Below are 17,194 nucleotides of genomic sequence, written 5' to 3' on the forward strand. Positions count from 1 at the left end.
TTTGCCTCAGCGTAGGACCTAGCGGACTGGCAGTCAACGGGAAGTTAAGCTGTGAGAATGACGGCGGTTGCCGACCGAACCTTGCGCGCGGACGCGGCTCGCAACGTCGAGCGGATCCTGCGAGCCGCCCGGGACGTTTACAGCGAGCTGGGACCCGACGCGCCGGTGGAGGCGGTCGCACGCCGGGCCGGAGTCGGCGAACGAACGCTCTATCGCCGGTTTCCCGCAAAGGCCGACCTGGTGCGGGCGGCACTGGATCAGGGCATAGCCGAAGACCTGATGCCCGTCATCGCCGACGCCCGCAAGTGCGAGGACGCATTGCGCGGCCTCACCCAGCTCTTCGAAGCAACGATTGCGCTGGGCTCGCGGGAGCAGAACCTGTTGATCGCCGCGCAACGAGCGGGATCGCTGAGTGCCGACATGTCCGACTCGCTGAGCGAAGCGCTCAACGAGCTGGTACGGCGCGGTCAGCAGGACGGCGTGATCCGCGCCGAGCTGGTAGCCGCGGACCTGTTGCGCCTGATCGGAATGCTGTACAGCGTGCTGTCGACGATGGAGCCGTTCAGCGATGGTTGGCGGCGCTACGTGGCGCTGATGCTCGACGCGATATCGACCGGTGAACGACGGCCGCTTCCGCCGGCGGCCACTTTCCGCGCAATCGACCCGGACAACTGGCCGCTGTAACGGTCAGCCCTCGGCCCACATCGCGCCGCGCATCGTCGCGGACAGCGGAATGTCCTCCACCGCAACAAGTCCCTGCGGTGCGCGACACACCCACTCGATCGCGTTGACCGCGCGACCCGCCGTCGAAATGCAGCCTGCGTCAGTGGAATCCAGCACCGGGTGCGAAAGATGGGTGTTGATCTCGACGCGCGGCTCGCCCTCCACGACGACACGGTGCACCCCGGTGTGGCCCTCGGGCGGGAATTCCCAGTGCGGTGCCGCCGCGTTGGTGAGCCTGGTGACATGCTCGAGGGTGATCACCGGCTTGCCGCCGAGCACGCCCTCGGTCGCAAAACGCACCGCGGCCATCTGTCCCGGCTCGACCGTCATCATCGTGCAGTCGATTCGTTGTGGCGTGTACCAGGGCTCGACGCGCTGGCGCACCTCGTCGAGGTCGATGTCCAGATTGTCCGCCAGACTCCGGGCCTGACCACCCCACATCGACACAATCACCCCGGGCAGAAACATCATCGGCGAATCGTCGTCTTCAGTCGATCCGAACCCCATTGCGGCGCCGGTGAACTCGGCATCATCGTAGTTCCCGTAATCGAAGATCTCCTGCACGGTGATCGAATCGACGCGAGTCGCCAGGCTGACCGCCGCATGAACGAGCGTATCGCCGGAGAAGCCGGGGTCGATGCCGTTGACGTAAAGCGAGGTGTTGCCCGCCGCGCAGGCGCGCTCCAGCGGCTCTCGCAGCCAGTCTTCGGCGTGATGCGGCGTGACCAGCCAGACCATCGAGGTACCGACGACATTGGTGCCCGCGGCGAGGAACTTAGACATCTGCTCGATCGCTTCCATCGGCCGGGTCTCGCCCTGCGACGTGTACACCACACAATCGGCACCGAGGTTCACCAGGGCATCGATGTCGTCGGTGGCGACGATGCCGGTCGGTGCGTCGAGTCCGCACAGCTGGGCCGCGTCCTTGCCGATCTTGTCCGCGCTTGCGGCGTGCACGCCGACAAGTTCGAGGTCCGGCCGGCCGATGATCGCCCGCAGCGAATGTCGGCCCACATTCCCAGTGGAGAACTGGATCACTCTGCGCATCGTTACGTCGTCCTTCCCGTGGCGGTTACTGTATCGCCTTCTGGAAACCGGCGTAAGGGGTGCCGGCGGCAGAGCCACCGCTGGGGACGCGTTGGGAATTCAGCCGATCCGCGAGCCAGTCCGGCTCGCTCGTCCGCACCGGCCGGCTAAAGCACGCAGATTTCGCCCGTCGTTCCGTCGACCTCGATCAGCGCGCCCGACGGCAATGAGGTGGTGGCGCCGTGAACATCGACCACACACGGAAACCCGAACTCGCGAGCCACTACGGCGGCATGCGACATCGGGCCGCCGAGTTCTGTCACGACGGCCGCGGCGTAGCAGAAAGCCGCCGTGTACCCGACGTCGGTAACCTCCGCGACCAAAATCTCACCGGGTTGCAGTTCGTCGATGGTTTCGGGCCGCACGATCCGCACCCGGCCGCGCACCCGTCCACCACACACACCGACACCGCGCAGGGTGTCTCCGCTGGAAAGAGCGGGGGCCGACGTGGTGGACGGCTCCCACCTCCCGCTGAATACCGTTGGCGGAGCGACGGTGACCAGACGGCGCCGCTCGGCCCGGCGGCGTGCCACCAGCTTTTTGACGTCGGGCGGCAGGGCGTCGAGTTCGTCGACCAGCAGGTAGAACACGTCGTCGGGGGCGTCGAAGACCCCGGCGTCGACCATCCTGCGCCCGTATTCGCGCAGCAGACCGCGCAGTACCCAGTTGGCGCGTACCACCTTGTCGCGACGGGCTTCGCGGTCGCGCAGTTGGCCTGCAGCCAGCACCGCTACCGGCTTGGCCCGCAACGGAATTCGCGGCTGGTGCGGCTTGGGCGCCGCAGGGGCGCTCATTGCCCTGGCCACCATCCGGATCAGCAGCTCGGGGTCGTCGGCATAGCTCGTTGAAAGCATCTCGAGCTCCGCGGGACCGCGGTGACCGATCAACGCCAGCTCGGCCAGCACCGCGGCGTGGAATTGCGGCGCGTCGACGGCCAGCTTGTCGAGCCGCTCTCCCGGTTCGTCCAACAGCCGCACTACATTCGGATCGCATTGTGCCGCGAGAACCAACCGTTGCATCGCCGTTACCGAGCGAGCACTGACCAGTTCGGGCCCCGCAGCCGGGGAGGTGTCGCGACCGCACAAGCCGCGCAGCAATACGTTGAACGCGGCGCACAGCATGAACGACGCCGAGGCCAGCACCCATCCGTGCACCACCTGGTCGCGCGCCAACCCGATCAGGCTCAGCAACCGGCGATCGTCGAGCTGGGTCACATCTTCGGTCAGCCGTTCCAGGCGGTCCACGTCGGCGATGAAGTCTTCGGTATCGCGGGATGCGCCGGCGCTCAGGCCGACGAGATTGACACCGAATACCCCGATGTTGCGGGCATTACGCAGTTGCCTTCGGCCCCGGCCGATTTCGGCGGGGCGCTGCTCACCGAAGACGGGTAGCGAGGCCATGCTGGGGCCGAAGAACCCACTGTTGCTGACGATCATCGACGGCTTGGCGAACGGCACGGTTTCGGCCATGAAGTGCGCCGACGTAATCGCCCCGTACAACCGATGGGCGAACACCGCGACGGTACGCATGGCGATTTCGCGCTGGACCATTCCGCCCGGCCGCAGCCGCTCGGCAATGATGGCACCGCCGGCGCGCAACCCGCGTACGGTCGCCGACGCCGAGGCGGGCGAAAACGGCCCTGGCAGCGCCTCGGACAAGTTGGTGGCCAGGAAGGTCGGAAACCGCGGGTCGATCGGGGTGTCGAACTCGCCGTTAACTCCTGCCGGCCCAGCCAATCTGGGGATCTCCCCGTCATCGGCCGCCGCATCGACGGCCGGCAGGTCCGCGACGTTGGCCAGCCGCCACGGCAGCGACACGACCCGCTTGCCCAGCGCGATGCGGCCGCGCACCGCAACCGCGAAGTCCTCGATACATTCGTCGCAGTTCCACGCCGGCTGGAATCCCCACTGCTCGCGCAGCCGCGTGGTATCCATCAGCGGGGCGCCGCGCACCAGCTCCAGCTCGCCGCGTCGTCCCCAGGGCCGCAACGGCCCGCGCCGCCGTCGGATCGGGCGACCCAGCGCGGCGGCGATCTGACGGAACGTCTGCCCGCCCGCGGCGGCCAGATTGACTGGGCCGTTGGCAATGTCGGCGTCCGTTACCGCGCGAGTGAACAGCCGCAGTGCGTCGTCGAGGTGGACGACCTGTATGCGGCGATCGTCAGATCCCTCGGGGAACACCGGCGACGCCAGCAGCCCGCGCACCCAGTTGTCGACGTTGCGTCCGACGATCAGCGCCGAGCGGATCGCGACCCACTCGGCGTCCAACCCACCCAGCAGATCCTCGACGCGGGCCTGATGCACGCCGTCGGCCAGCACCGGAACCATCGGCTGCTGCTCGCCTTTCGGCGCGTCGGCCCTGCCGTAGACGTGCGCGGACGAGGCGAAAACAAGGCGCCGGGAACCGGTCTCGGCCATCGCTTCCAGGACGTTGACCGTGCCCCCGACGTTGACCTCATGGCCGATACGTTCGTCAGGTCCGGGGCATCGTGCCCAGGCGAGATGCACGATGACGTCCGCGCCCCCGATGCCGCGTTTGACCGCGCTCGCGTCCCGGATATCCGCCTCGATGAAATCGGCCGCGCTCGACCAGCTTTGGGGCCGGTGTCGCGCGATCCCCACGACCTCGTGGCCCTGGCTGAGCAGTCGGGCGGACAGACCGCGGCCGAGGACACCGCCGGCCCCGGTGACCGCGACTCTCACTGACTTCCCTTGCTCAAGCGCCGCTCCTCCTCATCGCTACGCTCTGCATCGTCGCCGGCGCGCCTTCGTCGGCTATTCGTCGTCGTCGCTCAACGCGGCATTGAGCAAGTCCTCGAGGTCCATGTCCGCGATGTCCTTTTCGGCACTCACCCCTGCAGCCGGCACCGGCACGGTTGCGTCTTCGGTTGCCAATGCCAGCAACAACTCCAGCACGCCGGCCTGCCGCAGTCGCTTCACCGGAATCGAGCCCACCACACGCTGGATGTCGGCTTCCCCGGGCGCGGCCGACGGAGTACTTTGCTTTTCGGTTCCGATGAGCTCGGAGTGCATATAACCGGCCAGCGCCGCGCAGTTCGGGTAATCGAAGATCAGCGTGGGTGAAAGTGCCAGGCCGGTCGCGGACTTCAACCGGTTGCGCATTTCGACCGCGGTCAGCGAGTCAAAGCCGAGCTCCTGGAACGCGCGGTCCGGATCGATGGACTCGGGGCTGGAGCTCCCCAGCACCGTGGCGATATTGGAGCGCACCAGATCCAGCAGCACGGCGTATTGCTCGTCTTCGGGTAGGCCTTCAAGGCGTTGCAGCAGAGCCGATTTCGACTTGGCAGCAGCCAGCGAATCGTCGACCTGGCGCCGGGTCGGCGCGTTGATCAGATCGACGAACATCGGCGGCAGCGTTCCGCCGTCGAACTTCACCCGCAGCGCGGCAAGGTCGATGTGAGCCGGCAGCAGGAACGGCTCGTCGACGATCAGTGCGGTGTCCATCAACTCCAGCGCCTGATCGGAGGACATCGCGACGATGCCGTCCCGGCCGAACCGGGCACGATCGGCGGCGCCCAGCGCACCGGTCATGGCGCTGGCCTGGTCCCACAGTCCCCACCCCAGCGATATCGCCGGCAACCCGGACCTTCGCCGGTGCAGCGCCAACCCGTCCAGGAACGAGTTGGCGGCCGCGTAGTTGGCCTGGCCGGACGCCCCCGCCAACCCGGCCATCGACGAAAACAGCACAAAGGCGGACACATCCAGGTCGCGGGTCAACTCGTGCAGATTCCAGGCGCCATCGACCTTGGCCCGCAACACCGCATCCACCCGGTCCGGGGTCAACGAGGAGATGACTGCGTCGTCGAGCATCCCGGCCGCATGGATCACCCCGGACAGCGGTCGGGTCACCGGGATATCGGCGATCACCTTGGCCAGCGCCTCGCGATCGGCGACATCGCAGGCCACAACCTGCACCTGGGCCCCGGTTGCGCTGAGCTCGGTCATCAATTCCGCGGCGCCCGGCGCATCCAGACCACGCCGGCTCACCAACACGACATTGCGGGCGCCGTGTCGCGACACCACATGACGGGCCAGTGCCGAGCCCGCCATCCCGGTTCCACCGGTGATCAGCACGGTGCCGGCACCCAGCCAGTTACCCGGTCCAACAGGCACAGTCATCACGACCTTGCCGACATGGCGGGCCTGGCTCAGGTACCGCAACGCCGCCGGAGCGCGTCGCACGTCAAACCTGGTGACCGGCAACGGCCGTAGCACGTCGTCGCCGAACAGTGCGGCCAGCTCGTCCAGCATCTGCTGGATGCGCTCGGGTCCCGCCTCGAAGAGATCGAACGCGCGGTAGCGCACACCCGGATGCTCGACGGCGACCTGATCCGGTCCACGGATGTCGGTCTTGCCCATCTCCAGCAAGATTCCGCCGGGGGCCACCAGCCGCAGTGAAGCGTCGACGAAATCGCCGGCCAGCGAATCCAGTACCACATCCATGCCGCGCCCCGCGGTGACCGCGCGGAACTTGTCCTCGAAGTCCAGGCTGCGCGAGTCGGAGATGTGGTCGTCGTCGAAGCCCATGGCCCGCAACGTGTCCCACTTACCGCGGCTGGCGGTCGCGAAGACCTCCAGGCCCAGGTGCCGGGCGAGCTGCACGGCGGCCATCCCGACACCGCCGGCAGCCGCATGCACCAGCACCCGCTGGCCGGGCCTGGCCGCGGCCAGATCCGTCAGGGCGTAATAGGCGGTCGCGAAAACCACCGTGGTGGTCGCGGCGGCGGTGTGCGACCAGCCGGCCGGCACCTTGGCCAGCAGTCGCTCGTCGGTAACGGCGATTGTTCCGGTTCCGTCGGGGAACAGGCCCATGACGCGGTCGCCGACAACGAAACGGCCTTCCCGCGAGGCGGTTTCCGGCCCCGTCTCCACGACGACGCCGGACGCCTCGATGCCCATGACCGCGTCCGGGTCCGGGTAGAGACCAAGCGCGATCATCACGTCGCGGAAGTTGGCCGCGATCGCCGACAGCGCGACCCGAACCTGTCCGGGACCCAGCGCCGCGTCGGCGTCGGGGATCCGTTCCAGTCGCAGGTTCTCGAAGGTGCCGCGACTGGTCATCCCCAGCCGCCACGGGCCATCGCCCGGCGGCACCAAGAGACTGCTGACCGCGCGGCTGCCATGCACGCGGGCGATGTAAACCTTTGCGCCACGCAGCAATACCTGCGGCTCACCGGCGGCCAGGACCGCGGCGACCGCCTCGTCGTCGAGCGGACCGTCGGTGTCGACCAGTACGATCCGCCCGGGATGCTCGGTCTGCGCCGAGCGCACCAAGCCCCACACCGCGGCACCCGCCAGATCGGTGATGTCCTCCCCCGGCAACGTCATCGCACCCCGGGTCGACACCACCAGCGTGCCTGCGCCCTCACGAGCCAACCACGACTGCAGCACCGGCAGCACCGCGCGGGTGGCGGCGTACACCCCGGCCAGAATGTCGTCGGCGACCGGCGTCGACTCGAACACCACCGCGTGCCGCTGTCCCTCGACGGCCTCGGATTCCGTTGCGCCCCAGGCGGACACCGCGACCGGTTGTACCGAGGATGACGGCTGCACGATCCAGTCGAGTTCGAAGAGCCGGTCCGGACCCGAGTTCGAGACCGCGGCCAGCAACTGCTGATCGGTGACGGGCCGGGCGACCATCGACGCCACCGAAAGCACCGGCAGCCCAAGGCCATCCGCCAGCTCGATGGACACAGCTGAATCTCCCACCGGCACGATCCGCGCCCGGACCGCCGCCGCGCCCGCGGCATGCAACGAGACCTGCTGCCAGGAGAACGGCACCAGCATCGAACCTTCGGCAAGCTCGTCGGCATCGGAAGCCAGGATCACCGCGTGCAGCGCGGCGTCGAGCATCACCGGGTGAACCCCGAACCCGGCCACCGACACCCCGGCGTCCGCGGGCAGCGTCACTTCGGCGAACACTTCGTCGCCGCGACGCCACATCGAGCTCAGGCCGCGGAACGCGGGCCCGTATCCGTAGCCGCGTTCGGCCAGCCGCCCATAACCGTCGCCGATGTCGACGGCAACCGCACCGACCGGCGGCCAGGCCGACAGGTCTGCGCTCGGTTCGGCCGAGCCCATGCGCAGCATCCCCTCGGCATGCAACGCCCAGTCGGAACCGGCCTCGCCGCGGGAGAATACCGACACCGCGCGAACGCCCTCGACGGCACCGCCGACCACCACCTGGACCGCGACCGACCCGCCGGCCGGCAACACCAGGGGCGCCGCGAGATTCAATTCGTCAACGGTTCCACAGCCCACCTCGTCACCGGCGCGGATCGCCAGCTCGACGAATCCGGCTCCGGGGAACAGGACGACCCCACCGACGGCGTGGTCGTTCAACCAGGTCTGCACGCTCGGCGATAGCCGGCCCGTCAGCACCACCCCGCCCGAGGCCGGCAGCTCGACCACCGCCCCCAGCAATGGATGTTCGCCGGCCGCCAGCCCCAGGCCCGCCGCGTCGGCCGGGGCACGGTCGCCGGCCAGCCAAAAGCGCCGTCGCTCAAAGGTATAGGTGGGAAGCTCGACGAATTCAGCCCGGCCAATGGCGGCGCGCCAGTCCACCTCCATGCCCGCGACGTACCCCTGCGCGATCGCCGTGGTCAGGGTTTCCGGCTCCGAACGGTCCTTGCGCAGTGCGGACATCGTGATGATCGGGGCATCGGGAAGCGATTCTTCGATGGAAACCGTCAGGCCGCCGCTGGGCCCGACTTCGAGGAAACGGGTTGCACCCGCTGTGTTGACGAACCGGATGCTGTCGGCGAATCGCACCGCCTCGCGCACGTGCCGCTTCCAATACGCCGCCGTGGCGAAGTCGTCACCGGCCAGCTGGCCGGTCACATTCGACATGATCGGGATGGTGGGCTTGCCGATGGCGAGTCCGGCCGCGACCGTACCGAATTCGTCGATCATCGGATCCATCAACGGCGAGTGGAACGCGTGCGAAACCGTCAGCTTGTGCACGCGGCGGCCGTCGGCACGAAGCCGCTCGGCGATCGCGGTGACCCCGTCTTCGGCACCCGAAATCACCACGGAGCCCGGCGCATTGACTGCCGCGATGCCGGTATCGGCCGTCAGCAACGGGCGCACCTCTTCTTCGCCGGCCTGCACGGCCACCATCGCCCCGCCCGCCGGTAGCGCTTGCATGAAGCGACCCCGGGCGGCCACCAGCACCGCGGCGTTCTCCAAGGACAGCACCCCGGCCACGTGCGCGGCGGCCACCTCGCCGATCGAGTGACCCATCACGAAGTCGGGTCGCACACCCCAGGATTCGAGCAGCCGGAACAGGGCGACTTCCACCGCGAACAAGGCGGGCTGGGCGAATTCGGTAGTGTTCAGCAGCGCCTCGTCGCGACCCCACATGACGTCGCGCAGGGGGCGCAGCAGGTGCCGGTCGAGTTCGGCGACCACACTGTTGAACGCCTCGGCGAACACCGGATATCCGGCGTGCAGGCCCATGCCCATGCCCCGAATCTGGGCGCCCTGGCCCGGGAACACGAAGACGGTCTTGCCCGTCGTTGCGCTGCCGCGGATCACCGAAGCGGCCTCGCCGGTGGCCAATTCGTCCAGGCCGGTCAGCAACTGCGCGCGATCGGCACCGGCGATGACGGCACGATGTTCGAAGTTCGTCCGGCCCGCCAGCGACCACGCCACGTCGGCGGACTCGAGGTCACGGTGGCCGCGCAGGTAGGCGGCCAGCCGTGACGCGTGAGAGCCCAACGCCGACAATGACTTTGCCGACACCACCCACGGCAGCACCGGTCCCACTGCGCGCTCGACGATGTCGTCGACGTCGGTGGGGGCAGCCTCGATGATCACGTGGGCGTTGGTGCCGCTGATGCCGAACGACGACACACCCGCCCGGTGCGTGCGCCCCACGGCGGGCCACGGCCGCGCTTCGGTCAGCAACGACACCGCGCCCGCCGACCAATCCACATGCGGGCTGGGCTGATCCACGTGCAAGGTCGCCGGCAGCAGCTCGTGGCGCATCGCGAGCACCATCTTGATCACACCGGCCACACCCGCGGCGGCCTGAGTGTGACCCATGTTCGACTTGATCGAGCCCAGGAGCAGCGGCTCGGTGCGGTGCTGGCCATAGGTCGCCAACAATGCCTGGGCCTCAATGGGATCGCCCAAGGTGGTGCCGGTGCCGTGGCCTTCCACCACATCGACGTCGGCCGTCGACAGGCCGGCGCTGGCCAACGCGGCGCGCACCACGCGTTGCTGCGACGGGCCGTTGGGGGCGGTCAAACCGTTGGAGGCCCCGTCCTGATTGATGGCCGAGCCGCGGACCACCGCCAGCACCGGATGACCCAGCCGCCGAGCGTCCGACAACCGCTCGACGACGAGCATGCCGCCGCCTTCGGAGAATCCGGTGCCGTCGGCGGCCCCCGCGTACGCCTTGCAACGACCGTCGACGGACAGCCCACGCATCCGGCTGAACTCCACGAAGATGTCGGGGGTGGCGTTGACCGTGACACCACCTGCCAGGGCCAGGTCGCACTCGCCGGAGCGCAGCGACTGTGCGGCCATGTGCAACGCGACCAACGACGACGAGCATGCGGTGTCCACCGACACCGCGGGGCCTTCCAGGCCCAGCACGTAGGACACTCGGCCCGACGCGACGCTCGAGGACTGACCGGTCAGCCGGAAGCCCTCCGCGGTCGGTGCGGCGCCAATGCCGTACCCCTGGGTGTAAACGCCGGCAAACATGCCCGTCGCGCTGCCCCGCAACGCACCGGGCTCAATCCCGGCCCGTTCCAAGGCTTCCCACGAAAGTTCGAGAAACATCCGTTGTTGCGGGTCCATTGCGAGTGCCTCAGTCGGGGTGATGCCGAAGAAGGCGGGATCGAAGTCGCCGACCCCGTCGACGAAACCGCCGGTGCGGGTGTAGCAGGTGCCCGGAACATCGGGGTCCGGGTTGTACACACCGGCGATATCCCAGCCGCGATCGCTCGGGAATTCGGTGAGGACATCGCGGCCCTCGGTCAGCATCTCCCACAGGTCCTCGGGAGAACTCACCCCACCCGGGTAGCGGCATGACATGCCCACGATCACGATCGGGTCGTCGCCGGTGACCGCCACGGCCGGGGTATGGGCGATTTCTTGCGGAACTCCGGCGAGCTCCTTGCGGATGTAACCGGCCAGCCCGTTCGGCGTCGGGTAATCGAAGATCAGAGTGGGCGAAAGCGCCAGTCCGGTAGCGGTTTTCAGCCGGTTGCGCATTTCGACCGCGGTCAGCGAGTCGAAGCCCAGATCCTGGAAGGCCTTATCGGGGTCGATCGCCTCGACGGTCGTATTGCCCAGCACGGTCGCTATGTGCGAGCGGACCAGATCCAACAGCACCGCGTGCTGTTCGGGCTCGGAGAGCCCGTGCAGCCGGTGCGCCAGAGCCGATTTCGACTTCGCGGCGGCCAGCGAGTCGTCGACCTGGCGCCTGACCGGCGCGTTGAGCAGGTCGGCGAACATTGGCGGTACGGCGGCCGCATGCGCGCGCAGCGCCGCCAGGTCGATGCGGGCGGGCGCGATGAAGGCCTCGTCGACAATCAAGGCGGTGTCGAACAGTTCCATCGCTTCATCCGACGACAACGCCAGAATGCCGTCACGGTTCAAGCGGGCGCGGTCGGCGGCGTCGAGTCCGCCGGTCATGGCGCTGGCCTGGTCCCACAGCCCCCACCCCAGCGAGATCGCCGGCAGTCCGTGGGCGCGGCGATGCGCGGCCAACCCGTCCAGGAAGGTGTTACCCGCGGCGTAGTTGGCCTGGCCCGACGAACCCACCAGGCCGGCCATCGACGAAAACATCACGAACGCAGACACATCGAGTTCGCGCGTGAGCTCGTGCAGGTTCCAGGCCGCGTCCACCTTGGCGCGCAACACGGCATCCACCCGCTCGGGCGTCAGCGAGGTGACCACGGCGTCGTCGAGCACGCCGGCGGCGTGAATGACCGCGGTCAGCTCAGGAATCTCGGCGATCACCGCGGCCAGTTCGGCCCGGTCGGCGGCGTCGCAGGCGACCACCTTTGCGCTCGCCCCGGCCGCCTCCAATTCGGCGACCAGCGCGGCAGATCCGGCGGCATCCGGACCGCTGCGGCTCAGCAGCACCAGGTCCCGCACGCCATGGCGCGTCACCAGGTGACGGGCCAGCGTCGAACCCGCCATCCCGGTGCCACCGGTGATCAACACCGTTCCCGCCGCCCAAGCGTCGGGCAGCGTGAGAACCACCTTGCCGATGTGGCGGGCCTGACTAAGATACCGCAACGCCGAACGGGCGCGCCGCACATCGAAAGTCGTCACCGGCAGGGGCTTAAGCACCCCGCTGTCGAACAGTTGCGCGAGCTCGAGCATCCACTCGTGCATGCGGGGACGGCCCGGCTCGAACAGGTCGAAGGCGCGGTAGCGCACACCCGGGTACTCGCGGGCGACCGCACCGGGGTCGCGGATGTCGGTCTTGCCCATCTCCAAGAACACACCGCCGGGGGCGACCAGACGCAGTGATGCGTCGACGAATTCACCGGCCAGCGAGTCCAGCACCACATCCATGCCACGCCCGCCGGTGACCGTGCGGAACTTCTCCTCGAAGTCCAGACTGCGCGAGTCACCGATATGGTCGTCGTCAAAGCCCATGGCCCGCAACGTGTCCCACTTGCCGCGGCTCGCGGTGGCGAAAATCTCCAGACCCAGGTACCGGCCCAGCTGTACGGCGGCCATGCCCACGCCGCCGGCGGCCGCGTGCACCAGCACCCGCTGGCCCGGCTTGACGTCGGCCAGATGGATGAATGCCATGTATGCGGTGGTGAAAACCGCCGAAATGGCGGCGGCTTCGGCGTAGGACCAGTCGTCGGGCTTCGGCAGCAGCAGACGGGTATCGCCGGGCACCAGCGTGCCGCTGCCGTCGGGGAAGAATCCGTAGACCGAATCGCCGACCGCGAATTCGGTGACACCCGGACCGACTTCGACCACCACGCCCGCACCCTCGCCGCCGAGCAGGGCGTCGTGGGTGAACATGCCCAGGGTGATCATCACGTCACGGAAGTTGGTGGCGATGGCCCGCAGTGCCACCCGAACCTGGCCCGGCTCCAGCGGTGCCCCGGCGTTGGGAACCGGTTCCAGGCGCAGGTTCTCGAAGGTGCCTGCGTTGCTGATGCCCAGGCGCCAGGGCCCCTCGGCGGGCGGCACCAAGATGCCGTCGACTGCGCGACTGCCCCGTACCCGTGGGGTGTAAAGCGTTGCGCCACGCAGCAATACCTGAGGTTCACCGGCTGCCACGACCGCGGCTGTCGCGTCATCGTCGAGAGGCGCATCGGAATCCACCAGCACGATCCGGCCGGGGTGTTCGGTCTGCGCCGATCGCACCAGCCCCCACACCGCGGCGCCCGGCAGATCCGTGACGTCCTCCCCCGGCAATCCCATCGCCCCACGGGTCGCGACGACCAGGACGCCCGAGTCGTGTTCGGTCAGCCACGATTGCACGGCGGCCAGCACCTGATGGGTGCGCGGATAGGTAGCTGCCATCGGATCATCCTCGGTGGCAACGGATTCAAGCAGTCGGTGAGACGGAGCCGGGTTGGTACCGGTGACCGCAGGTGACCACACCACCTCGAACAGCCGGTCCGCGCCCGAGCCCGCGATCGCCGCGCGCAGTTGCTGCTCGTTGACCGGGCGGGCGACCACGGTCCCCACCGAGAGCACCGGCAACCCCAGCCCGTCGGCAAGCTCAATCGAGAATCCGGCGGCGCCCGCCGGCGCGATGCGCGCGCGAACCGCCGAGGCGCCCCCGGCGTGCAGCGAAATGCCTTGCCAGGCAAAGGGCAACACCACATCGGCGGCCTGATCGTCACCCTGGTGAGCCATGACCATGGAATGCATCGCCGCGTCGAGCAATGCCGGGTGCACCCCGAACCCACTGACGCCGCCGGCCGCGTCAGGCAGTCGCACTTCGGCGAACACCTCGTCGCCGCGGACCCAGATGGCGGTCAGGCCCTGGAAGGCCGGGCCATGGCCGTCCCCGCGGGCCGTCAGCTTCTGGTACCCGCCGGCCGCGTCCCCCGCGCCCGCCCCCGCCGGCGGCCACACCGACAGATCGGCGCCCGGCTCGACCGGCGCGGAGCTCAGGGCCCCCTCAGCGTGGCACACCCACGCGGAGTCGGCGTCGACGCGCGAGAAAATCGCGACACTGCGCTGCCCCGACTCTTCGGCCGGGCCCACCACGACTTGCACTGCCACCGAACCGAACCCGGAATCGGCGACCGGCAGCAGCAACGGCGCCTGCAGCGTGAGCTCGTCGACCGTCGAACATCCGACTTCGTCGCCGGCGCGGATGGCGAGCTCGACGAAACCCGCGCCGGGGAACACCACCGTGCCCGACACGGCGTGATCGGCCAGCCAGCCCTGCACGCTGGGTGACAGGCGCCCGGTCAGCGCCACCCCGCCCGAGGCCGGCAGCTCGACGACCGCGGACAGCAGCGCATGCTCGCTGGTGCCCAGCCCCAAACCTGCGACGTCGGCGCCGATGCCCTCGCCCGACAGCCAAAACCTGCGTCGGTCAAAGGCATACGTGGGCAGCTCGACGAAACCGGCTCCGTCGAGTACGCCGCGCCAGTTCACGTTCACGCCGGCGGTGAAGGCCGCAGCGGCCGACGTCAGGAATCGCTCGAGTCCACCGTCGTCGCGGCCCAGGGTGGGAACGACAATCGCCTCGGTGTCGCCGGGGGCGCCCGAGTCGTTGTAGGTCTCCTCGATGCCGGCGATCAACGCGGGATGCGGACTCGATTCGATGAATGTCCGGTATCCGCTCTCGCACGCGGCGCGCACCGCTTGCTCGAATTGCACAGTCTGCCGGATGTTGCGGTACCAGTAGGCGGCATCCAAACCGGCCGTGTCCAAACGGCTTCCGGATACGGTGGAGAAGAAGGCGACCCGCGAGGTGCGCGGGTCGATGCCGGCCAGCGCCGCGGTCAGCTCCTCGCGTATCGCCTCGACCTCGACCGAATGCGACGCGTAGTCCACGTCGATACGGCGGGTCCGCAGGTCGAGATCGGCGCAGAAGCCGATGAGTTCCTCCAACGCGGCGACCTCACCCGAGACCACGACCGCGGACGGGCCATTGACGGCGGCGATGCTGATCCGACTGCCGTAGGGCGCCAGCAATTCTCGCGCGCGCTCGGTGCTGCACGCGATGGACACCATGCCGCCGGGGTGAGCCAGCGAGCGCAGCAGTTTGCTGCGCAGCGTCACCACGCGCGCGGCATCCCGCAACGACAGCGCACCGGCGACATAGGCCGCGGCGATCTCGCCCTGCGAGTGACCGATCACCGCATCGGGGTTGACCCCGACCGACTTCCACAATTCGGCCAGCGACACCATCACCGCGAAGAGCACCGGCTGCACGACGTCGACGCGGTCCATCCTCGGAGCGCCCGGCGCGCCGCGCAGAACGTCGATCAGCGACCAGTCGACGAATTCGGCGAACGCCTCCGCGCATGCTTCGATGTGCTGGGCGAATACCGGTGCGGCATCGAGCAATTCGATGCCCATGCCGAGCCATTGCGAGCCCTGGCCGGGAAAGACGAAGACGTGTTTGCCCGCAGGCAACGCTGTGCCCCGGATGATCGAGGCGCCCGGCTGGTCGCCGGCCAGCTCCTCCAGCCCGGCCAGCAACCGGTCGCGGTCACCACCGACGACAACGGCCCGGTGCTCGAAGGTGGCCCGGCCCGCCAACGACCACGCCACGTCGGCGATGTCGAGCCCGTCATAGGCCGCTACGTGCGCGGCCAACCGAGAAGCCTGAGAAGCCAACGCCGGCAACGACTTTGCCGACAGTACCCACGGCACGACCGCGGGGGTTGGGACGGGTTCGGCCGGTTCTTGCGGCGGGGCGGACTCGACGATCACGTGGGCATTGGTGCCGCTGATACCGAACGACGAGATCCCCGCGCGGCGCGCGTGATCCGCTGCCGACTTAACTTTCCAAGGCCGCGCCTCGCTCAGCAACGACACCGCGCCCGCGGTCCAATCCACGTGCGGGCTGGGCTGATCCACGTGCAACGTCGCGGGCAGCGTCTCGTGATGCATCGCCTGCACCATCTTGATCACGCCCGCGACGCCGGCGGCGGCCTGGGTGTGACCCATGTTCGACTTGATCGAGCCCAGCCACAGCGGCTCGCTGCGATCCTGGCCGTAGGTCGCCAACAACGCTTGCGCCTCAATGGGATCGCCCAATGTGGTGCCCGTGCCGTGGCCTTCGACGACGTCCACCTCGGCGGGCGACAATCCGGCGTTGGCCAACGCCGCGCGCACCACCCGCTGCTGCGACGGGCCGTTGGGCGCGGTCAATCCGTTGGAAGCGCCGTCCTGATTGACCGCCGAGCCGCGCACCACCGCCAGCACCGGATGACCCAGCCGGCGCGCGTCCGACAAGCGCTCCACGACCAGCATCGCGCCGCCCTCGGACCAGCCGACCCCGTCGGCCGCGCCGGCGTAGGCCTTGCACCGGCCGTCCGGGGCGAGCCCCCGGTGGCGACTGAACTCGATGAAAACGGTGGGCGTGGCATTAACGGTCGCGCCGCCGGCCAGGGCGAGGTCGCACTCGCCGGACCGCAGCGACTGGACCGCCATGTGCAATGCCACCAGCGACGACGAGCAGGCGGTGTCCACCGACACCGCGGGGCCCTCCAACCCGAGCACGTAGGACACCCGCCCGGAGGCGACGCTGGAGGTCATGCCGGTCAGGCGGTAGCCCTCGATCTCCTCGGCGAGCATGCCGTAGCCCTGGACGATGAGTCCGGCGAACACTCCGGTGGCGCTGCCGCGCAGCCCGCTGGGGTCGATGCCGCCGCGCTCCAACGCCTCCCACGACAGCTCCAGCAGCATTCGATGCTGCGGGTCCATGGCGAGCGCCTCGGTGGGTGCGATACCGAAGAACGCCGGGTCGAAGTCCGCGACATCGTCGACGAACCCTCCGGTGCGCGCGTACGTCTTGTGCCGGGCGTCGGGATCCGGGTCGAACAGCCCCGCCAGATCCCAGCCGCGATCGGTCGGAAAGTCCGAGATCACGTCGCGGCCGTCGGCCACCATCTGCCACAGCCGCTCGGGGGTATCGACCCCGCCCGGGAAGCGACAGGACATGCCGACGATCGCGATCGGCTCGCTCGAGCGCTCCAGCAGCGCACGGTTGGTGCGCTTCAGGCGTTCAACCTGGACCAGCGCTTTGCGCAGCGCCTCGGTCGCATGCTGGAGTTGATCCACCTCAGTACCCCTTGCCTAACACTGGCCGTTCAACCACCGGATGCGAGTCACGGCAGTTGCGGCACGAGCGACGTGGTCGTGCTGCTACGACCCAAGATGTCGCTGGTGAGTATGGCCAACTC

The 17,194-nt window shown here is 68.7% G+C and carries 4 protein-coding genes; 1 reads left to right on the forward strand and 3 read right to left on the reverse strand.

Annotated features, from left to right (window positions below; translation table 11 throughout):
• The first annotated feature begins 57 nt into the window (after positions 1–57).
• A complete protein-coding gene (locus MAAFP003_RS15575; RefSeq protein ID WP_096288331.1) occupies positions 58–684 on the forward strand; it encodes a TetR/AcrR family transcriptional regulator in 627 nt (208 codons plus the stop codon).
• 3 nt (positions 685–687) lie between these two features.
• Here the strand turns inward: MAAFP003_RS15575 and MAAFP003_RS15580 are convergent, their stop codons facing one another.
• The 3 genes from MAAFP003_RS15580 to MAAFP003_RS15590 form a co-directional block, all read right to left on the reverse strand.
• Positions 688–1,770 carry an NAD(P)H-dependent amine dehydrogenase family protein gene (locus tag MAAFP003_RS15580; protein ID WP_096288332.1) on the reverse strand — a complete coding sequence of 361 codons (1,083 nt, stop codon included), beginning with the start codon at positions 1,768–1,770 and terminating at the stop codon, positions 688–690.
• A gap of 146 nt (positions 1,771–1,916) precedes the next feature.
• On the reverse strand, positions 1,917–4,511 hold the full coding sequence (locus MAAFP003_RS15585) for a sugar epimerase family protein (RefSeq protein WP_096288333.1): 2,595 nt from the start codon (positions 4,509–4,511) through the stop codon (positions 1,917–1,919).
• A gap of 72 nt (positions 4,512–4,583) precedes the next feature.
• Positions 4,584–17,072 (reverse strand): type I polyketide synthase, encoded by a 12,489-nt coding sequence (locus MAAFP003_RS15590; protein ID WP_096288335.1) that lies wholly within the window; start codon positions 17,070–17,072, stop codon positions 4,584–4,586.
• Positions 17,073–17,194: the final 122 nt, after the last annotated feature.

Origin of the sequence: Mycobacterium ahvazicum (assembly GCF_900176255.2) — a bacterium.
GTDB lineage: Bacteria > Actinomycetota > Actinomycetes > Mycobacteriales > Mycobacteriaceae > Mycobacterium > Mycobacterium ahvazicum.

Excerpts from the sequence above, each read along its gene's own strand:
- MAAFP003_RS15575 (WP_096288331.1), top strand. The coding sequence starts at position 58 with ATGACGGCGGTTGCCGACCGAACCTTGCGCGCGGACGCGGCTCGCAAC.
- MAAFP003_RS15580 (WP_096288332.1), bottom strand. The coding sequence starts at position 1,770 with ATGCGCAGAGTGATCCAGTTCTCCACTGGGAATGTGGGCCGACATTCG.